This is a genomic window from Lampropedia hyalina DSM 16112 (assembly GCF_900129055.1).
Lineage (GTDB): Bacteria > Pseudomonadota > Gammaproteobacteria > Burkholderiales > Burkholderiaceae_C > Lampropedia > Lampropedia hyalina.
On the sequence record NZ_FQUZ01000009.1, the window covers coordinates 1 to 20,355 of the forward strand.

Sequence of the window (20,355 nt, forward strand, 5' to 3'; positions counted from 1 at the left end):
GTGCGGCAACTGGAATACAAGGCCCACTGGTATGGCCGTGAACTGGTAGGAATCGACCAGTGGTATCCCTCGTCAAAGCGTTGCTCGGACTGCGGATACACCATGCCAAAGATGCCTTTGAATGTGCGGCAGTGGACGTGCCCGGAATGTGGAGAACACCACGACCGGGACGTGAACGCTGCGCGCAACGTACTGGCCGCCGGACTGGCGGTGTCAGCCCGTGGAGAAGCGGTAAGTCCTGTGGCTTTTTGAGGCATGGGCACGGTTCTGTGAAGCGGGAATCCCCTGTCTTTAGGGAGGGGAGGATGTCAAGCTCCCTCCTTGCGTTGCGCAAAGTTCATGGCCGTGCCGTAAGGGGGCAAGGGCATTACCCGGCCCGGTGATCGGGGCGGCTCCTGCGCACCGCGTTGCATGCGCTGCATCACCTCGGTCATCGGGCCGAAGTCGGCCTGGGCGCCGGCGTGCAAGATCAGCAGCTTGTCGGCCTGCTTGAGGATGTTGGGTTTGTGCGTGATCAGCACCAGGGTGATGCCAGCGGTCTTCATCCGGCCAATGGCCTCGGCCAGCATGGCGTCACCGGCTTCGTCGAGGTTGGCGTTGGGTTCATCCAGCACCACCAGGCACGGCTCGCCGTACAGCGCACGGGCCAGGCCCACGCGCTGGCGTTGCCCGCCAGACAGGCCCATGCCGTTTTCGCCCAGACGGGTCTGGTAGCCCTCGGGCAATTGCAGAATCAGCTCATGCACCCCGGCCATCTGCGCAGCGGCAATCACCTTGGCTTCATCCACCTCACCGAAGCGGGCAATGTTCTCGGCCACCGTACCTGCGAACAGTTGCACGTCCTGCGGCAGGTAGCCGACCAGCGCGCCCAGGGCTTCGGGCCGCCATTGGTCGAGCGGGGCGCTGTCCAGCCGAACCTTGCCGCGCAGCGGCGGCCAGGCATTGACCAGGCAGCGGGCCAGTGTGGTCTTGCCCGCACCAGATGGGCCAATCACCACCAGCGCCTCACCGGCGTTCAGCTTGAAGTTGATGCCATGCAGCACCGGCTGGGTCTGGCTGGGCGGGGCGGCCAACAACTGCTCGACCGCCAGGTTGCCTGCTGGCCGGGGGAAATCCATGCCCTTGGCCAGCGGCGGAAAGTCACCAAGCAACTGACTCAGGCGGCGTTCCGCTTCCTTGACCTGCGTCCATTGCCGCGATGCGCCCATGATCTGGTCGATGGGCGCCAGGGCGCGGCCCAGCAGGATGGAGCCGGCAATCATCATGCCCGCCGTCATCTGGTTTTCCAGCACCAACCAGGCCCCCAGGCCCAAGGCCAGGGACTGCACCGCCATGCGCAGCGCCTTGTTCCAGCCCTGAATCTTCGCCATGCGGGCACTGGCCAGGTTCTGCTCACGCACATAGCCCAGGTGCTGCTCGGCCCAGCGGCGGCGCAGATTCGCCAGCATGCCCATGCCGGCAATCACCTCGGCATTGCGCAGGTTGGCCCCGGCATCACGGCGGGAATTGATCGCCAGTTCCCCGGCTTTTTTCAGGTGCGGGCGGCTCACCCGCTCATTGAGCCAGGCCACGCCCATCAGTACCACGGTGCCGCCCAGGGCGAACCAGCCCAGTGCGGGGTGGAAATAGAACATCACCAGCACATACACCGGGAACCAGGGCGCATCGAACAGCGCGAACAATGATTGGCCGGTGGCGAACTGGCGCAGTTGCTGCAAATCATCCAGCGGCTGGGCTGCGTTGAGCTTGCCGGTCTTGAGGTTGGCACTGAAAGTCGCGTCGTAGATGCGGGGGGCCAGCTTGCGGTCAAACCCGGTGCCCAGGCGCAGCACCACCAGCGAACGCACCCACTCCAGCGCGCCCATCAGGGCATACATGCCCAGCAGGATGACGGTGAGCATCAGCAAGGTCATTTCGTTGCCGGAGGCCAGTACCCGGTCATACACTTGCAGCATGTACAGCGCCGGGGCCAGCATCAGGATATTGATGACGCCCGAGAACACGCCGATATGTACGAAACTGCGTTTGTAGGTCAGCAGAGCACGGGCCAACTCACCGTGCGCACCCTCTGCCGGCCGGGATTTGCCCGCCGTCATCACATCACCAGCCCTTTTTACGGAAAAAGAATCCCCCTCCCCATAAAAACGGGGAAAGCCGAAATCTGCCTGCAGCTTGTTTTTGCAGGTGGTTCCGTAAACCGCTAAAATCGACGGCTTCCGGAAGACGGAGCCTGGCCAAAAAGCACCAGGCTCCGGTACTACCCGGTCAAGTGGTGGATCTTCCCGCTAGAAAATCACCACCACTTTTCCGGTCAAACCTCTTGCATTTCTGGAATGGCTGCTTACGCGGCCAGCAGGAGGTCGCTTTCGACTTCGGCAGCAGCAGAAGTGATGACACCGCCGGAGGCGTAGGTGCTAGCCTGGGCGTAGTAGTCGATCGACACATTGGTATCCGACAAAGCATTGTCGATATTCGTCCAAGTGTCTGCGATACCGTTCGCCGCACCTTCATGCTTCAAGTACTGATCCAGCGCCCATTCGAAGATCGACACGCCTTCAACGTTTTCTTCGAACGCCAGGTTATAAAGCACTGCGGCGTTCATGGTGGCCGACCCATAGTACCCAGGCTTCGACATCAGATCCTCGAAGGCCAAACCACCAGCAGTGGTGTCGGTCAACAGGATGGTGTCGTTGCCGTCCGATGCACCGAACAGGGTGGCAGCGTAGTCCACCACATAGTTGAAGCCATCGACCACGAGCAGAGGTTGCAGTGGATTGAAGGTCGTTACCGTGTACTGGCCAGGGGAAGCACCGGTATCACCCAGGGCGTTGGTTCCCAGGTACAGAGTGTTCAACGAACCCTCTGTCTCCATGGAAAGCAAACTGCCTGTTGCAGGCACCGTATCCCATGAAAAGCCTCCGGTGGATTCCACCAGGAACTTCCCGCCGGAAGTTCCGCCAGACGGCAGGCCTTGGCCAGCGTACCAGTTGAACTCCCAGATTGCGTTGCCCACACCGGTGTAGATGGCAGGGCCAACATGCGGATTGCCATTAACATCGATGACCGAGCCGATGTAGGCAGGGTTACCGCCTCCAGCGTTGATGCCGGTGTTGTTGTAGAGACCTGTCCAGGTATCGATATTGCTTTTAAGCGTCATTTGACTGCTCCAGAAGTTACGTCGGTCGCCACTCCGACAATTGATGTCTCACCCCCAATGAGTGAAACGGCAAAACCTCAAAATCGGTATTCCATATTGGCGGTAATGGTCCGCCCTGGATAAAAGTTGTAGCCGAACGTGGTGGGCACACCATCCATCTTGTCCGTCAGATTCGCCACATAGACGCCCATTTTTAGGTTGTCGTTAAAACGATAGTTGAGGAAAAGATCCACCTTCATCATGCTCGGATACAGGTCGGCAGTAATGAACCCATCGCCATCAGGCAAAGCACTAGAGGAACTATTACTTGGGTGCCCCCTACCTTTATTTTGAGCACTATCAACATACCAGTAAGAAGCGCGCTGCTTGCCACGATAGTGTAGGGTTCCGCCTAATTCCAGTCTGCCCTGATAGGGAGTCAAAGCAGCAGTCAGACTGCCACTGATTGGCTCGATTTGCCCATCCTCTATCCAGTTCCAACCGGAATAACACAGGCGGTCACCTTTGCCGATAGAGGTATAGGTCACATTCCCAGTCAGTGGATCTCTTACACTGCTATAGCCCTTATTGCTAGGGTTTTGATGACTGCACATCTTGTTGTTATGGCGCAGAGGCAGGGTGATATTGGTGCGTATATAAAATAATGGCTGCTGATAGGCTAAGTTCAGCTCAAATCCTTGGCGAATCACCGGAGCCAAGTTATTTACACTGGCAAAAACACCATTTTGTTCACTTGACGCTTGATTCTCATGCCAGATCGGCCCATAGCCGATGTAGTTGCGAATGCGATTCCGATAAAAGCCGACACCTAGATGCAGTGAGTCTTGACTCATTAGCCAAGCATTACGCTGGTAGTTCACACCCAGATTGAGTAAAAGATTTTTCTCCGGCTCCAAATGCGGATTTGCCGTAAATCCCTGGCGCAGCCACATGCCGTAAAGATACATTTCGCTACTGGTGGGTGCGCGTTCGCTATACCCCACGCTGGCATAGGTGGTAAACCCTGTGCCAGGCTTGGTGTATTGCAAAGAGAAATGGGCTTGCTTCAGGTTGAAGCGTTTTTTCTCATCGCGTTCGACCCAAGTATCAGCATTGTTAAATTCGGCATGCTGTTGGTTAGCCAGCGTATCTGCCATAGCATAGGCGGTGTTGTTATCGTACCCTTGGGAAAGGAAATCACTGTAATAGTGCAGGACACTATACTGTGTTCCTTCTTTACGAATTCCACCTATTTGATAGCGGAGATCGTAAATATCCATAGACACGCGCTGCCAACCGATACCAGCACTGGCTTGCCACGGACCGTTGCCTTCAGTACTCAATGCCAGCGATATTCCAGTGGTATTAGCTCGCGAATCAGGATCCCATTTTTTTCCCTTGTATTCGATACCAAGCCTATCTTCTATATGCTTCCCGTAGGCTTCGTCTTCGCCATAGCTGTCGACGTTCTTATTACGGCGAGCCATTTGAAGTTCCGCATCTAAACGCAATGGCCCCAATGTGCCGACATCGAAATGGCTGGCATTACCTAGCTTCAGGCCAAACGACTCATTCTCAACAAAATAATGTATTTGCTCGCCTGGCACGACACTGCCTGCCTGAGCTACCCAACGCTGTTTGCGATCCTGAACTTCTCGAAAAACTTGCACTTGCGGATTAACCAGATCAGAGAAAGCTGCCTTGTACTTCAAGCTGAGGACCTGACTCTTTAGCTCAGAGCCTACTGACCACGGCTGCCCCCCCCATAGCGCACCGTTCTCTGTTCCCGGCATGAAGGAGCTGCCGTCTTTTTCTGGGATGTAAATGATGGGCTGCTGATCGGTTTCGTATTTGGCATGATTGGCTGTGGCAAACAATTCTAGGCTTTGGCTATTGGCATCATCGAAGAAGTGACGCAACCTCACCATCTGGGCATCTGCATCGCGCTGCGTGCCCTTCAACTCACCAGACTTGGCTGCCTGTTTTAACCAATCGGCTTTTTCTGGAGTCAACTGGCAGTTTCTGAATCCGTCACGGCCGCCGCCGGTTACACCGACGACACCCAGATAACTACAATCTCCTACTTTTGGATTCAAATATGTATTTGCCCTGTCGCGAAACTCCAAGTTATTGGCATGGAAGTTTCGCAACATATCTCCCTTGTCGAAGCTGCTGCCGATGCGATAGGCATCGTTTCGACTATCAGAGGCGCCAACCATCACATCCCATCGCTCGTTGCGCCCACCGAGGAAGAATGATCCGGAAGGTTTCTCGCCATTACGGTATTTGCTGAATCCGGTTTGCCCACGAATCATCCCGCCGAAGCTTTTCCCTGGGAGCAGAATGTCATCCAAGTCCATGTACTTGAAATCAACCGCGCCACCTAGACTCCCGAGAGTGCCGGTGCTGGTACTAACGCCGCGAGTGACATCAATGGAGCTGAGCAGCCCAGGGTCCACAAAGATCGAACCAGTTCGGCCAATATCTTTGGTGAAAGCATGAAAGTTTTGGGTCACACCTTCCAGTGATTGCGATACTCGTCCATAACCAACGATGCCTTGGACCTTGACGGAAGTTTCAGGAGCGGCATAAAGATTGTTTGCTGAAACACCGGAAATCGAATCGAGTAAGTCTGCCATGTGGCTGGCCCTACGCCGCTCCACATCCTCCTTACTCGCCCCGCTGGTGTTGCCTATGGCCTTCTTTTCTTGTTCGGCTGTGCCGACTACCTCCACGGCGTCCAGCGTGTGAGGGGCATCGGCATCGGTGATATTCAGAACAGACGGTTCTTCCTGGTCAGGGGAGGGGCGCTGTGCTTCCTGGGCCAATGCTTGCTGGCCCGAGAGCACCAGGGCAATGGCCAGGCACAAACGGCTGGGGCGCAGATGCAGGCCATCCTGGCGCTGATGGGCCGGCCTGCGTGCCGTTTGCCCCTGTCGTCTGGAGAGGGCTATACCCTCAGTGCTCCCAGCGTTGTCTCTCCTGAATACCATCTGAATCTGCCTTTACTACGAATAATATATTGAATGATAGGTATTTACAATATTGCGTAAAGCATGCCTATCCCCTGGCTGGCCCCTGTTGCCTCCGAGTGCGTTCCTTGCCCCTTGCGGCGCGATGTCCGCTGCGATGGGAAGGAGTGAGCGTCTTTCGATGAAGACTCTTGTGGAAGGCTGTCGATTACCAGCTATCCCGGATGATTACCAAATTTCGCCAACCGTGCTAACGGTTTACGGGAAAAATTTGACATTTCGGGGTTTTTTGTTGCAGTACACCATGCGCGGCGGGTAAGTGCTTGCTTCCAGCCACGCCGTGACGCGGCCTGAAGGTGTGTTGTGGCGGTGTGGCTGGCGGGAATTACTGCAGGCCATCACCCGCCAGTTGGCGTTGCAGCTTGGGGGTGATGCCCAGTGCGCACTGCTTGGGCGAGATGCCGGTGTGGGTGCGGAACAACCGGCTGAAGTGGCTGAGGTTGGCAAAGCCGCAGCTGATGGCGGTTTCGGTGACGCTGGTGCCGCGTTGCAGCATGGTGATGGCAACGTCGAGTCGGATGCGGGTCAGGCAGGCATAGACCGAGCAGCCATACATGGCATGAAAGCCCGACTGCAGGCGTTTTTCGTTCAGGCCCACGGCGCGGGCCAGGGTTTGCACGGTCCAGTCCTGGTCATAGCTCTTCTCCAGAAGCGCGCGAGCGTCGATCAGGTGGGGTCTGTCAGCAGGCACCGGCAGTACAACCTGTTGCGCTGCGAGGTTTTCACGCAGGAAGCAGGCGATGGCCTCGAACGCCTTGGCGCGCAGGTACAGATCGCGTGAGATGCAGGGACCGGGGTAAGTGCAGCCAAAGCCCAGCAGGTCGCACGCGATACGCTGCAGGCCGCTGGAGGCCGGCATGACACCGAGAAAGGCGTCGATGTGCGATTGATCGCCAGCCACGGTGCAGATGCGGCTGCGCAAGTCGTCCATCTGCAGGCCGGTCAGGCCAGCCATGGCGGTTTGCGGCATGTGGATGCTGACCATGCGGAAGGCACCTTCAGACTGGCCGTCGAGCACGTCCCAGCCTTTGGCGTATGAGCCTGTCGCCATCATGATGGCCGATCCCGCCTTGGCATCGAGCACGGCACCATCGTCGAAGGCTGCCTGCATGCGGCCTTCGAGCAGGATGTTCACGCTGAAGGCCGATGGCCCTTCTGCCTGAAATGCCCATTTGCTGCCTGGGCGGCCATTGATGCAGCTGATGCACAACCCTTCGCAGGGTTGATACATGTGAACCGCGTGCCTCCAATCTTCGTGTACGTGGTCCAGCCCTTCTTCTGGCAGTTTGCCTGGATCAAGGGCTGGTTGGCCGGACACTATCTCTGCGTTCCCCGCCATAAAAATTTCCTGAAAACATCAAATTTTTTCCGTAAACCGTTAGCGCCATTTTTCAGTTGGCGTAATGATGCTCGATATCACTATTACCTATCTTATCGCTAAATATACAAGATAGACATTGGCAATTGTGATTTACCCGCATCTAGCCCATGACAAAAGCCTTAATCAGGCCACGGACTTTTTCAGTATGTCGATTTCCTCCCTAGTTCCGTCGCGCCTGAGTGCGCGGCAGGTTTTACCTGCTATTGCAGGCATCTATATCAGCCAGACGATTATTACGGCTTTAACTACCCAGGCACTGCCTTCGCTGTTGCGCGATGCGGGAGCTTCGTTACAGGTGGCTGGGTTGACGGCCCTGCTATGGATACCTTGGGGGCTGCGTTTTCTGTGGGCACCAGCGGTGGAGCGCTGGCGTTTGCCTGCCGGCCAACTGACGCGGCATTCACGGACACTGGTCTTGACAGGCCAATGGTTGATTGCCGCGGTATTGCTGCTGTTGGGGCTGGCGGCGCTGGGTGGGGTTCTCTCGCTGTCAGGGCATGCCGGATGGATTCTGGGCGGCTTGTTGCTGGCGGCCTTGGTGGCCGCAACCACGGACGTGGCCAGCGACGGCTTTACGGTTGAGCAGCTTGCCAGCCAGCAGCGCGGCTGGGGCAATGTTGCCCAGGTGGGTGGCAGCTATGTCGGGGCGATGCTGGGCGCTGGGGGGTTCCTGTTGGTGGCCGGATCTGCAGGCTGGCCATGGGCACTCATGGCTGCCAGCCTGGCGGTATTGCTGCTGAGCATACCGATGCTGTTCTTGCGTGAGCCGCCCCGTGATAGAACCTTGGCTGTCGGCCACCGTCCTGGGCTGATGCATGCGCTGCGCCGGCCGGAGATACGCATCGGTCTGGTGTTGATGCTGCTCTCCAGCGTAGGGGTGCGCTTGACGCTGGGGATGTTTGGCCCATTCCTGCTCGACAAGGGCTTGAGCCTGGAGCAACTGGGCTGGTTGTTCGGCTCCCTGCATATTGGTGCCGGGCTGACCGGGGCTTTCCTGGGCGGCATTCTGGTACGCGCCGCGCCAGGCTGGCGGGCGGTGTGGATTGCGGTGGGCTTGAAGGCACTGGTTCTGGCTGCTTTGACTCTCGCGGCCCCCACGGCTTCCCTGACGGTGTTGATGGTGCTGGTGGGGCTGATGTTCGCGGTGCTGGGCTTTGTCTGGGTCGCGCTGTATTCGGCGCTGATGGGGCTAACCTCGCCCTTGCAGTCCGGTGTGGATTTCACCCTGTTCCAGAGTGCCGATGCCTTGCTGGCGGTGGCAGGAGGTGTGGCCGGAGGCTGGCTGTCCCAACATCTTGGATACGAAGTGTGCTTCGGACTGGCAGCGGCTTCAGCCGTGGTCGCAGTACTGGTGGTCAGGCGCAAGGCTCCTTCCCTGGATGACAAAGCGAGGGGGCTTACGGCATATGAGTGAGGGCAACTCTCAGGCGGTTCCAGGTGTCTGGTCCATCATGCGGCCTGTGCAGGGCCAGATCCGCCTGGCCATGGCCTTGGCGGGGCTGGCAGCCGCCTGTGCCCTGGGGGCCTTGTGCGCGCTGGCCTGGTGCGTGCATACCTTGCTGATCGCACCCGGCCAGTGGCCTTGGGCAGCCCTGTCGCTGGCCGTCGTGCTGACGGTACTGGCGTACGTTCTGCGGCTGACGGCATTCAATCGCTCGCATTTCGCGGCCTTCCAATTGGAAACCCGCTTGCGTACCGATCTTTCCGAGCATCTGGCGCGGGTGCCGCTGGGCTATGTGCAGCAGACCGGCTCCGGTGCTTTGACCAAGGTGATGATGGATGACGTCAAGGCGCTGCATGTATTTGTGGCCGACAGCACGCCTTTGTATGCGCGGGCTTATGTCTCGCCGCTACTGACCTTCGCGCTGCTGTGGTGGCTGGATTGGCGGCTGGCCCTGGCGGCGACGGCGGTGCTGGCGGTCGGCATGGCGGTGGTGTCGCTTGCCATGCGCGGCAGCGGCGAGATGATGCAGCGTTACCACGCCGCCAGCGAGAACGTGAGCAAGGCCGTGGTGGAGTATGTGCAGGCCATGCCGGTGGTGCGTACCTTCGACACTGGCACGACCACGTTCCAGCGTTACCAGCAGGCACTCAATGCCTTCGTCGAGGTGGTGTTGCAGTGGTACCGGATGGCGGGTTTGTCGTCGCGCCTGTCGATGGCCATCCTCAATCCGCTGCCCACCCTGGCGGTGCTGGTGTGGCTGGGCGGCTGGCTGATCAGCCGTGACGCGCTGGCGGCTTCGACCTGGTTGGCAGTGCTGCTGGTGGGCACGGGCATGGCCGAATCGCTGCTGCCGCTGATGTCGCTCAAGCACCTGGTCGCCAAGACACAGATGAGCATCTACCGCATCCACGAAGTCATGGCCGAGCCGGAGCTGCCAGTGGTGGATAGTGCCCAGGCCAAGGTGCCGCGAGATGCCAGCGTGTGCTTCGAGAACGTGGATTTTCGCTACATGGCTGATGGCGAGCGGGTGCTGCAAGGTGTGAGCTTCGAGGCACCTCAAGGCAGTGTCACGGCACTGGTCGGCCCTTCGGGTGCGGGCAAGACGACGGTGGCGCGGCTGATTCCGCGCTTCTGGGACGTGAGTTCTGGCTGTATTCGGGTGGGCGGCGTGGATGTGCGCGAGATGCTGCCCGAGGTCTTGATGCAGCAGGTGGCTTTCGTGTTTCAGGACACGTTTCTGTTTGCCGACACCATCGCCAACAACATCCGCCTGGGTCTGGGTGCTGCGACCATGGATGAAGTCATTGCCGCTGCCAAGGCCGCCCAGGCCCATGAGTTCATCATGGCCTTGCCGCAAGGCTATGACACTCCCGCAGGCGAGCGGGGTGTCTTTCTCTCCGGCGGGCAACGCCAGCGCATCACCATCGCCCGCGCCATCTTGCAGAACCGGCCCATTCTGGTGCTGGACGAGGCCACAGCCTTTGCCGACCCGGAAAACGAGGCGGCACTGGTGGCGGCACTGTCGAACCTGATGCACGGCAAGACGGTGCTGATGGTGGCGCACCGGCTATCGACCATCCGGGATGCCGACCAGATTCTGGTATTCGACCAGGGGCAACTGGCCGAGCAAGGCCGACACGATGCGCTGGTGGCACAGGGCGGCGTGTATGCGCGGCTATGGCACAACTATGAAACAGCGCAGAACTGGTCGCTGGCAGGAGTCATGGCATGAGTACACAGCAACCCACGCCGAAGACCGCACGCAGGATCACGCCCCTGCGCGAGACCTGGCAGCAACTGATGAGCAGTGCCCGCAGCCGCGCCCCCCAATTGCGGGCCAGCCTGATCGGGCTGGGCTTGGCTGCTGCCCTGCAAGGTTTGGCTTTGGCATGCCTGATGCCCTTGTTCCAGGCACTGATTCCGCAGGCGGATTGGACTGCCGCCTGGCCCTGGTTTCTCGCGATGACGGCATTGATGCTGGCAAGCACGGCAGTGCGTTGGTGGGCCCAGGGCTTCGATTACCGGGGCGACATGGTGCACAACACCCATGAACTGCGCACCGAGCTGGGCGAGCAATTGCGGCGGATTCCGCTGGAGGTCTTGCAGGACAAACGCACTGGCGCGGTGAATGCCACGTTGCTGGGCAATGTGGACGAGACGCTGAGCTATATCCTGACCGTTGCCAATATGATGACCACCGCCCTGGTCACGCCGGTGGTGGTGGCGCTGGCAGCCCTGTGGTTCGACTGGCGCATGGGGTTGATTCTGCTGCTGGTGTTTCCGCTGCTGATTCCACTGTACCGCTGGCGGCGTCCGGCCTTCGGGCGCGGCATGCGCATGCTGGCCGATGCCAACGAGCGCACCAGCAGCGATATTCTGGAGTACGCCCAGGGCCTGCCGGTACTGCGGTCGGCATGTTGTGTGGGTGAGCACGCTGTGGCCTTGCAGGCCAGTTTCAAGCACCTGGAAATGATCCAGACCATCGGCCAGAAGAAAGGCGCCAAGCCGAACCTGGTCCTGGCAACCGTCATGGAGCTGGCCATCCTGCTGGTGGTGTTCGCCGGCACGCTGTTGGTCGTGCAAGGTTCGCTGGATGTCGCCATTCTGGCGGCCTTGATGGTGATCGTGGTGCGCTTTGCCGAACCGTTGGCGACTTTTGTGCTGTACGCCAAGGTGATCGACCTGATCGAGGCGGCGCTCGGCAAGATCAATGCCCTGCTGGCCGTCGCACCCTTGCCCCAGCAATCGCCCGAGCAGATGCCAAAGACTTTTGAGGTAGCCTTCGCGGGTGTGCGCTTTGGCTATGCCAGTGCCGGGCAGCCCACGCTGCGCGATCTGGATGCGCATCTGCCAGCCCGCAGCCTGACGGCCTTGGTTGGCCCTTCGGGCAGCGGCAAGACCACGGTGACGCGTTTACTGATGCGCCATGCCGACCCGCAGGCTGGGGCCATCACCATCGGTGGCGTGGATATCCGCGCGATCGCGCCGGAGCAGCTCAATGCGCTGATTTCCGTGGTGTTCCAGGACGTGTACCTGTTCGACGACACCATCCTGGCCAACATCCGCATGGCCCGGCCCGACGCCAGCGATGCAGAGGTCGAGGCCGCCGCCCGTGCGGCCCATTGCCATGAGTTCGTCACGCGCTTGCCCGAGGGCTACGCCACACGCGTGGGCGACATCGGCGGGCGGCTCTCGGGCGGCGAGCGTCAGCGCATCAGCATTGCGCGGGCCATGCTCAAGAATGCCCCCATCGTCATCCTCGACGAGCCTACCGCCGCGCTGGATACCGAGAGCGAAGTGGCGGTGCAGACCGCCATTGATGCTCTGGTGCGTGAGCGCACGGTGATCGTGATTGCCCACCGCCTATCAACCATTGCCGCTGCCGACCAGATTCTGGTGATCGACGATGGACAAGTGGTCGAGGCCGGCAGGCATGCCGATCTGCTGTCCTGTAAGGGCCGTTACGCCCGCATGTGGCAGGCCCAGCAAAGTGCCAAGAACTGGCATGCCAGGCAGGACAGATAGGCCATATTCGTTCTGCTTTCGCACGGCTTCGTGTGCCAGGCAGCGGCAGCCCTCACGGGTACAGCACTTCCACCCCTGTGCCTCCGTTGTTCAGCAGCAATTCAGTCAGGGCTTCGTCAGACGGGAAGATGCGCGCTTCGTCCCCCAGCACCAGTTCGGCGCGGGCACTGCCCTGCCCGGACTGGCATTGCAGCGCAATGCGCAGGCGCACGCCCTGGGTGGAAACCACTGGGGCCAGAGGTGATGCCGATGGGAGCGTGCCCAGTCGTGGCATGGTGTCGGGCAGCATACCCAGCCCGCCCTGTGGCTCGTCCATGCCGTCCGGGCCGAAGCCGGATGAATGCGCTCCTGCATCCTCATCGGGCGATGGCACGGGCGGGTACTTCTGGAGCAGGCCCTCCAGCAGTGGCAACAGCCCCTGCCGTGCAGCAGGCACATCGATCTTGAGAAAGCGGGCGTGGGCACAGCGGGCGGCGGGCAGGTCGCGCATCTGCTGCACGTTCAGGCGTGGCTCGAAGCCGTTGCGCCCCGGCTGGTAGCGCACGTTCAGCACCAGCAGTTCGTCTTCCTTGAGCACTGTGCCGCACCGCTGCATGGTGGCCTCGTCCACCACGGCTTCGATGGTGGCACTGCGGTCGTCCAGCTTGAAGATGGTGATCTTGCCGCGCTGGCCATTGATGCTGCGGATGTCGCTGACGATGCCTGCCACGCGCTGCGTCTCGCGCGTGTCCTCCAGATTGTCGATGCTGGTGCGCACGAACCGCCGCACCTCGGCTGCGAATTCGTCGAACAAATGACCCGAGAGGAAGAAGCCCAGCGCGGATTTCTCCTGCATCAGCCGCTCCTTCACGCCCCAGGGGATGGTGTCGGTCAGGGAAGGCTCCTGGGTGCTGGAGCCGGTGGCATCGTCGCCCAGCATGTCGAACAGGCCGCCCTGGTTGGCATTGGCCAGCGTGGTGGCCGCCCATTCCATCGCGGTTTCCAGACTGGCAAGCAGGGCGGCGCGGTTCGGCTCCATGCTGTCGAAGCCACCGGCCTTGATGAGGGCTTCGATGGTGCGTTTGTTGATCTTGTGCCGATCCACGCGCAGGCAGAAATCGAACAGGCTTTGGAACGGCCCCTGGTCGCGCCCGCGCTCACCCGCGCCGCGCCCTTCCCGCGCGGCAATGATGGCCTCGATGGCGGCCTGTCCCGTGCCCTTGACTGCGCCCAGCCCGTAGCGGATGACCTTGTCGGAGACTGGCTCGAAGCGGTACGCACCCCGGTTCACATCCGGCGGCTCGAAGCGGATGCTGAATTTCTGCGCATCTTCCAGGAGCACCTTGAGCTTGTCGGTGTCGTCCATCTCGATGGTCATGTTGGCGCAGAAGAATTCCGCCGTGTAATGCACCTTCAGCCAGGCGGTGTGGTAGGCCAGCAGCGAATAGGCCGCCGCGTGCGACTTGTTGAAGCCATAGCCCGCGAATTTCTCCATCAGGTCGAAGACTTCATCGGCCTTGTCCTGGTCGATGCCATTCTTGGCCGCGCCCTCGCGGAAGATCAGGCGGTGCTTGGCCATTTCCTCGGGCTTTTTCTTGCCCATGGCGCGGCGCAGCATGTCCGCGCCGCCCAACGTGTAGCCGCCCAGAATCTGCGCGGTCTGCATCACCTGCTCCTGATAGACCATGATGCCGTAGGTCTCGGACAGCATCTGCTCGACCAGCGGGTGCGGGTACTCGACTTCTTCCTTGCCGTGCTTGCGCGCCACATAGGAGGGAATCAGATCCATCGGGCCGGGTCGGTACAGCGCGTTGAGGGCAATCAGGTCTTCCAGGCGGCTGGGCTTGGCTTCTTTCAACATGCCCTGCATGCCCCGGCTTTCAAACTGGAATACGGCCTCGGTCTTGCCTTCCTGGAACAGCCTGTAGGTGGCCTTGTCGTCGAGTGCAATGGTCTCGAACGCGAAGTTTTCCTGGCCGGGGTGGCGGGCCATGATGAACTGCCGCGCCAGCTCCAGAATCGTCAGCGTGGCCAGCCCCAGAAAATCGAACTTGACCAGGCCAATGGCCTCCACATCGTCCTTGTCGTACTGGCTCACCGCCGCGTCGCTGCCGGGCTGCTGGTAGAGCGGGCAGAAGTCGGTGAGCTTGCCCGGCGCAATCAGCACGCCCCCGGCGTGCATGCCCACGTTGCGGGTCAGGCCTTCGAGCTTCTGCGCCATCTCCAGCAGGGTTTTCACCTCGTCCTCGTTCTCCAGCCGGGACTTGAGCAGCGGTTCTTCCTCGATGGCCTGGGCAATCGTGATGGGCTTGCCGGGCTTGTTGGGGATGAGCTTGGAGATGCCATCGCAGAACGTGTAGCTGAAGTCCAGCACACGCCCCACGTCGCGGATGGCGGCGCGCGCGGCCATCGTGCCGAAGGTGGCGATCTGGCTGACGGCATTGCGCCCGTATTTCTGCTTGACGTACTCGATCACACGGTCGCGGTTGGTCTGGCAGAAATCAATGTCGAAGTCGGGCATGGACACCCGCTCCGGGTTCAGGAACCGCTCGAACAGCAGGTTGTATTGCAGCGGGTCCAGATCGGTAATCAGCAGCGCGTAGGCCACCAGCGACCCCGCACCGGAGCCACGCCCCGGCCCGACCGGGCAGCCATTGTCCTTGGCCCACTGGATGAAGTCGCTCACGATCAGGAAGTAGCCCGGAAACCCCATGTTCAGGATGGTGGTCAGCTCGAATTCCAGCCGCTCCTGGTAGCGCGGGTGTTGCGCCTCGCGCTCGGTGGCATCGGGGTAGAGCATGGCCAGCCGGTGCTCCAGCCCCTGCTGCGACACATGGCGGAAGTATTCGCCCACCGTCATGCCGTCGGGAATCGGAAAGTCCGGCAGTTGCGGCTTGCCCAGCACCAGCGTGAGGTTGCAGCGTTTGGCAATCTCCACGGTGTTGTGCAGTGCCGACGGCAGATCGGCAAACAGGGCCTGCATTTCGTCACTGGTCTTGAAGTACTGGTCGGCGGTGAAACGGCGCGGGCGTTTCTGGTCGCCCAGCATCTCGCCCTCGGCAATGCACACGCGTGCCTCGTGCGCCTCGAAGTCTTCCGGCTCCAGAAACTGCACCGGGTGCGTGGCCACCACCGGCAGCTTCGCCTGCACGGCCAGTTGCACGGTGCGGCGCACTAACCGCTCATCTTCGCGGCGGCCCGCGCGTTGCAACTCCAGATAGAAACGTTGCGGGAACAGCCGCGCCAGCGTCTGCGCCCGCTCCAGGGCCTGCGCCAGGTCTTCGCGCAGCAGGCTTTGCCCGACAGCCCCAAAATGCGCACCACTGAGGGCGATCAAGCCGCTGCTGTAGGCCTCCAGTTGCGCCCAGGTCACCAGGGCCTGGGGAGACTGGCGGCTGTTTTCCGTCCAGGCCAGCGAGAGCAACTCGTTCAGGTTCAGGTAGCCCTGCCAGTCCTGCACCAGCAGCAGCAGGCGGCTGGGGGGATCATCGCCCAGCCCCTGCACCACCACTTCGGCCCCCACCAGAGGCTTGACCCCCTTCTTGCGGGCCTGGGTGTAGAGCTTCAGGGCACCGAACAGATTGTTCAGATCGGTCATGGCCAGCGCAGGCTGCTGGCTTGCGACGGCCTTTTTCACGGCTTGGTCGATACGGGTGGTGCCATCGACCACCGAGAATTCGGAATGCAGGCGCAGGTGTACAAACATGGCTGGCATTGTAATGCGGCAGGCTCCGTGCCTCGCCTTGCAGCAAAAGGTCGCGGCCTAGGGAAGGTCTGCAAAACCCTTGCGGTAAGCCCGCGCCCGCCAGTGGGATGCAGCGCAAGGCGGATTCTGCGGTCAATAGCGGGACTATTGACCGCAAAAGCCAACGCGGCGATGCGCCCAGTGGCGGGATGCGGGCGGCGCAAGAGTTTTGCAGACCTTCCCTAGGTCAGCCGATGTCGTCGGCAGGCGGCAATGGAAGCTGTGCAGCCCTCGATACTTCCACGCAATCGCGCAGATGCTGTTCGCCCAGGTAGCGCAGGGCGGCGTAACCGATGCTGGCCGACAGCACCTGTCCGGCCACCGGCACGAAGCGTGCGGCCTGCTTGCTGCTCAGGCGCAGGCCGATGCGGGTGGCCAGCTTCAGCACCATCTCGCGGGTGATGAGTTTGCCGATGAGCACCGAGCCAACCATGCTCACGGCTTTCTGTACCTGTTCGCGTTTTTCGGGGCGCAGGGCTTCGATCTGTTGTGGAGTCAGGCCGAATTGCTCGCTGATCTGCGGCAGCAGGCGCGAGAGCAAGGCCGCATCGGCCACCCAGTCCAGCCCCGGCAGGGGTACGGCACTGGCCACGGCCCCCATCAGGGCCTTGCGGTGCAGGAGTTTGCGGCTGCGCTCGATGGCCCGCTGCAAGGCAGGATCACCCTGCGCCAGTTCAGGCGCTGGCGGAAAGCGGGACTCCAGGGCTGCCTGCCACGGGCGTGCAGACAGAATGTTCGGAATTCGCAGAAATGGCATGGGCAACACCACCGAAAAAAGAGGACAAAACGACCACCCGCAGTGACTGCCCGGTGGCCGTAGCGTGGATCACGCACGCAAAGGCCGTGCCGTCACTTCTTCGACACCAGCCCCCAGACAAACAGAATGCCGATGGCTCCGATGACCGAAGCAATGAATCCGGCCCCCTGACCCGCCTGATCCTGCCTCGTGGCGGCAGGCTGGGGTCATTGTGCTGGCAAATGCCATTCCCGTGCAAGCGGGTGGATGTTCGACACGGCAGCAGGCCACTATGGTGCGACATAGCCCCGCTCTCCGGGGCCGGGCAGGTCCAGCGGATTGCCGTACAGGAAGGCCTGCGGGTTGCTGCTGATGTTGCGCGTGAGTTGCTCCACGCTCTGCATGGACACCGATACATCGTTCATGGTGCGCTCCAGACGCGGCAGGGTGCCGTGGTTGATGCTCTCGGCCACGCCCACAAAGGCCTGCACGCCCCGGTCCAGTTGCACCAGCGCGCCGTCTTCGGCATTGAGGCGGCTGGCAATACGGGTGATTTCCTGGCTCATCTGCTCGATGCTGGCGGCCGTGCGTTGCAGCGATTGCAGGCTGGTGCCCACATCCTGGGTCAGGCGGGCGATGCTGGGCTCCAGTGTCTGGCTCCAGCCCTGGTTCATGTTCTGCATCAGCACGGAACCATCGTGCGCGGCCTGGCCGAAACGCTCGATGGTTTGCGCCAGTGTGTCGCGGTTCTCGGCGTTGAGCAGCGCGTTGATGCTGGCCATGGTCTCGCGCACGTCGCCGATGACTTCCGGCCCCATCGCTGCCAGTTGGCTCAGGCTGGAAGGCCGCATGTGGATGCGGGCGTGGCCCTTGGCGGTATGCCCCAGCAGCGGCAGGTCGGCGTCGGCATCGTCCAGATCGATGTAGGCCAGCCCGGTCACGCCCTGATAGCCCAGCGTGGCGAAGGTGCGCGGGGTGACCGGTGTGGTTTCATCGACGCTGACGCGGATGAGCACATTGCCAGCCTGCTCCGGGTCAAAGCCAATGTGCATGACCTTGCCGACCGACACGCCCTTGTAGCGCACCGGGGCCTGCAATTGCAGGCCGGTGACGGCCTGGCGCGTGGTCATTTCATAGGTCTGGTAGCTGCCCTGGTCGCGGGTGAGCCACACGGCCAGCACCAGCAGCAGGGCGGCCACCGTCACCACGAAAATGCCAGCGGCAATGGCGTGAGATTTGTTTTCCATTCAAGGCTCCTGGGTGGGGGGATGGGATGGCGCAGGCGACGTGCCATCCGGTGTCGAAGGGCGGGTGGGCAGCGCGCTGGCAGGCTCCAGTGCCCGCAGGCCGCGCTCGCCCAGAAAGAACTGCTGGATGAACGGATGTTCATACTGCACCACCTGCCGGGGCGGAGCGTTGATGATGACCTTTTTCTCGGCCAGCACCGCCACGGTGGTGCTCAGGGCGTAGAGCGTGTCGAGGTCGTGCGTGACCATGATGACGGTCAGCCCCAGTTCCTCGTGCAGCTCCAGCAGCAGCTCGCAGAATTCATCGGAACCGCGCGGGTCCAGCCCGGCGGTGGGTTCGTCCAGCAGCAGCAGCGGCGGATCCATGATGAGTGCCCGCGCCAGTGCCACGCGCTTTATCATGCCGCCCGAGAGGTCGGCTGGCATGCGGAACGCATGTTCTGGCTTCAGCCCGACCATCTGGAGCTTGACCATGGCGGCATCGAACACCATGTTCAGTGGCAACGCGCCCTGCTCGCGCAGCGGAAACGCAATGTTCTCCAGCACGCTGAAGGCAGAAAAGAGTGCGCCGTGCTGGAACAGCATGCCCATGCGCGAGGCGGCAGTGGCCGCATCACGGTCGGCAGCGTTCTGGCCGTTGATCTTCACCGCGCCCTGGGAAGGGCGCGTCAGCCCCAGAATGTGGCGCAGCAGAACGGTCTTGCCCGTGCCCGAACCGCCCACCAGACTGAGAATGTCGCCCCGGAACACCTGAAGATTCAAGTCCTGGTGTACGCTGAAGGCACGCTGGCCCTGGCCAAACGTCGTCCAGAGCCGTTCGATGTCCACCAGCAGTTCCCGCTGGGGTGCTGGGGTCTCCACGGTTTGCGGCATGGCATGCGTCGTCATCGTCAGAACCCCACGTTGCGGAAGACCACGGCAAAGATCGCGTCGATCACGATCACCGCCGTGATGGAAGTCACCACCGAGGCCGTGGTTCCGGCCCCCAGGCTTTGCGTATTGGGCTTGACCCACAGCCCCCAGTGGCAGCCGATGAGGGCAATGGCCAGCCCGAACACCACCGACTTGCCCACACCCAGGGCCAGATTGGCAATGTCCACGGCATCGGGCAGGGCTTGCAGGAAGAATGCGGGCGATATGTCCAGGGCCATCTGCGAGGCCCACATGCCGCCGATCAGGGCCGCCAGCGTCGTCCAGACACTCACCAGCGGCATGGCCAGCGACAGGGCCAGCGCGCGCGGCATCACCAGCCGGAAGCCCAGCGCAATGCCCATGACGCGCATGGCATCGAGTTCCTCATTGACGCGCATCACGCCAATCTGCGCAGTAATGGCCGAGCCGGAACGCCCGGCCACCAGAATCGCTGCCAGCAGCGGGCCGAGTTCGCGCGTGAGGGAGATGCCCAGAATATCGACGATGAACGCATCGGCCCCGAACTGGCGCAGTTGCAGGGCCAGCAGATAGGCGATCACCACGCCGATCAGAAACCCCACCAGCGCGGTGATCGGCAATGCCTGCGCGCCCATGCGGAACAGGTGCGCGGAAATATCGCGCCAGGGGCCGCGCAGCGGTTTGCCCAGCAGCCGCAATACATCCAGCAGCAACTGGCCGAGCAACTGCACGATCTGCCACCAGTGCGACAACGCGCCCAGAGCCAATTGGCCAATGTGCTGGAATGCCCGCTTCCAGCTCTCCTGCCGGGGCTGCTTTTGCTCGGGTGGCACGGCCAGCCGCACCACGCGCTCCAGAATGGCCTGCTGTGCCGCACTGGCCTGCCGGTTGGCGGGCAATGTCTGTTCCCAGGCCGCTTCCCACAGCACCTGCGCGGCCACATGGTCGAACTGGCTGGCCGGGCGCAAGTCCCAGCAGACGGCATCGGCCTGTCCGCTGTGGCGCACGGTGCGAATCTGCCGCGCCAGCGGCTTCCAGTATGCCGTCTGTGCCAGCATGGCCGCCGTCCAGCAGCCTTGCAGGACAATCTGCGGCGGGTCGGCATCGGTGCGAATCTCAAGCGTGGGAGGCGGGGGATGGGCGTTCATGCGGGCTTATTATGCGCACAAGCCCGCACCTGTACAGCTTCATCCCCTGAAAAATCCTGCCGAACAAACGGGGAAACCATGCCCTGATCCT

General features: G+C 61.3%; 13 protein-coding genes. 4 read left to right on the plus strand and 9 right to left on the minus strand.

Features of this window, described 5'->3' with window-relative positions; all coding sequences use genetic code 11:
• On the plus strand, positions 1-252 hold a 252-nt coding region (locus BUE21_RS05075; RefSeq protein ID WP_143164427.1), incomplete at its 5' end, for a zinc ribbon domain-containing protein.
• A gap of 56 nt (positions 253-308) precedes the next feature.
• Here BUE21_RS05075 and BUE21_RS05080 read toward each other — a convergent pair.
• From BUE21_RS05080 to BUE21_RS05095, 4 genes are all read right to left on the minus strand, one after another.
• Entirely contained in the window at positions 309-2,051 is a 1,743-nt protein-coding gene (locus BUE21_RS05080) for a type I secretion system permease/ATPase (RefSeq protein ID WP_234971056.1), read from the minus strand.
• Between the two features lie 290 nt (positions 2,052-2,341).
• The gene (locus BUE21_RS05085) at positions 2,342-3,157 is read right to left on the minus strand and encodes a hypothetical protein (RefSeq protein WP_073355383.1); all 816 of its coding nucleotides are present in this window, start codon (positions 3,155-3,157) and stop codon (positions 2,342-2,344) included.
• Between the two features lie 77 nt (positions 3,158-3,234).
• On the minus strand, positions 3,235-6,006 hold the full coding sequence (locus BUE21_RS05090; protein WP_159435799.1) for a TonB-dependent receptor domain-containing protein: 2,772 nt from the start codon (positions 6,004-6,006) through the stop codon (positions 3,235-3,237).
• A 487-nt stretch (positions 6,007-6,493) separates the two neighbouring features.
• Positions 6,494-7,399, minus strand: a complete 906-nt coding sequence (locus BUE21_RS05095) for a helix-turn-helix domain-containing protein (RefSeq protein WP_073355388.1) — start codon at positions 7,397-7,399, stop codon at positions 6,494-6,496.
• A 235-nt stretch (positions 7,400-7,634) separates the two neighbouring features.
• Here BUE21_RS05095 and BUE21_RS05100 point away from each other — a divergent pair, with 235 nt between their 5' ends.
• From BUE21_RS05100 to BUE21_RS05110, 3 genes are read left to right on the plus strand one after another with little or no spacing between them, the layout of a single operon-like run.
• Positions 7,635-8,963 (plus strand): MFS transporter, encoded by a 1,329-nt coding sequence (locus BUE21_RS05100; RefSeq protein WP_143164428.1) that lies wholly within the window; start codon positions 7,635-7,637, stop codon positions 8,961-8,963.
• A 37-nt stretch (positions 8,964-9,000) separates the two neighbouring features.
• Complete coding sequence (locus BUE21_RS05105; protein ID WP_200796689.1) at positions 9,001-10,725, plus strand: ABC transporter ATP-binding protein; 1,725 nt, start codon at positions 9,001-9,003, stop codon at positions 10,723-10,725.
• On the plus strand, positions 10,722-12,518 hold the full coding sequence (locus BUE21_RS05110) for an ABC transporter ATP-binding protein (RefSeq protein WP_073355396.1): 1,797 nt from the start codon (positions 10,722-10,724) through the stop codon (positions 12,516-12,518). Before BUE21_RS05105 ends, BUE21_RS05110 begins: the two co-directional genes overlap by 4 nt.
• 52 nt (positions 12,519-12,570) lie before the next feature.
• On the opposite strand, the gene dnaE is transcribed toward BUE21_RS05110, so the two are convergent.
• The 5 genes from dnaE to BUE21_RS05135 form a co-directional block, all read right to left on the minus strand.
• Positions 12,571-16,203 carry a DNA polymerase III subunit alpha gene (dnaE, locus tag BUE21_RS05115; RefSeq protein WP_084522907.1) on the minus strand — a complete coding sequence of 1,211 codons (3,633 nt, stop codon included), beginning with the start codon at positions 16,201-16,203 and terminating at the stop codon, positions 12,571-12,573.
• A 226-nt stretch (positions 16,204-16,429) separates the two neighbouring features.
• The gene (locus tag BUE21_RS05120) at positions 16,430-16,999 is read right to left on the minus strand and encodes a hypothetical protein (RefSeq protein ID WP_234971057.1); all 570 of its coding nucleotides are present in this window, start codon (positions 16,997-16,999) and stop codon (positions 16,430-16,432) included.
• A gap of 269 nt (positions 17,000-17,268) precedes the next feature.
• Positions 17,269-18,225, minus strand: coding sequence for an MlaD family protein (locus tag BUE21_RS05125; protein WP_073355398.1), 957 nt, complete (start codon positions 18,223-18,225; stop codon positions 17,269-17,271).
• Positions 18,226-19,113, minus strand: coding sequence for an ABC transporter ATP-binding protein (locus tag BUE21_RS05130; RefSeq protein ID WP_084522883.1), 888 nt, complete (start codon positions 19,111-19,113; stop codon positions 18,226-18,228).
• 2 nt (positions 19,114-19,115) lie between these two features.
• The gene (locus BUE21_RS05135) at positions 19,116-20,264 is read right to left on the minus strand and encodes an MlaE family ABC transporter permease (protein WP_073355399.1); all 1,149 of its coding nucleotides are present in this window, start codon (positions 20,262-20,264) and stop codon (positions 19,116-19,118) included.
• Positions 20,265-20,355 lie beyond the last annotated feature (91 nt).

Excerpts from the sequence above, each read along its gene's own strand:
- BUE21_RS05135 (WP_073355399.1), bottom strand. The coding sequence starts at position 20,264 with ATGAACGCCCATCCCCCGCCTCCCACGCTTGAGATTCGCACCGATGCC.
- BUE21_RS05085 (WP_073355383.1), bottom strand. The coding sequence starts at position 3,157 with ATGACGCTTAAAAGCAATATCGATACCTGGACAGGTCTCTACAACAAC.
- BUE21_RS05110 (WP_073355396.1), top strand. The coding sequence starts at position 10,722 with ATGAGTACACAGCAACCCACGCCGAAGACCGCACGCAGGATCACGCCC.
- BUE21_RS05105 (WP_200796689.1), top strand. The coding sequence starts at position 9,001 with ATGCGGCCTGTGCAGGGCCAGATCCGCCTGGCCATGGCCTTGGCGGGG.
- dnaE (WP_084522907.1), bottom strand. The coding sequence starts at position 16,203 with ATGTTTGTACACCTGCGCCTGCATTCCGAATTCTCGGTGGTCGATGGC.
- BUE21_RS05130 (WP_084522883.1), bottom strand. The coding sequence starts at position 19,113 with ATGACGACGCATGCCATGCCGCAAACCGTGGAGACCCCAGCACCCCAG.
- BUE21_RS05120 (WP_234971057.1), bottom strand. The coding sequence starts at position 16,999 with ATGCCATTTCTGCGAATTCCGAACATTCTGTCTGCACGCCCGTGGCAG.
- BUE21_RS05125 (WP_073355398.1), bottom strand. The coding sequence starts at position 18,225 with ATGGAAAACAAATCTCACGCCATTGCCGCTGGCATTTTCGTGGTGACG.
- BUE21_RS05095 (WP_073355388.1), bottom strand. The coding sequence starts at position 7,399 with ATGTATCAACCCTGCGAAGGGTTGTGCATCAGCTGCATCAATGGCCGC.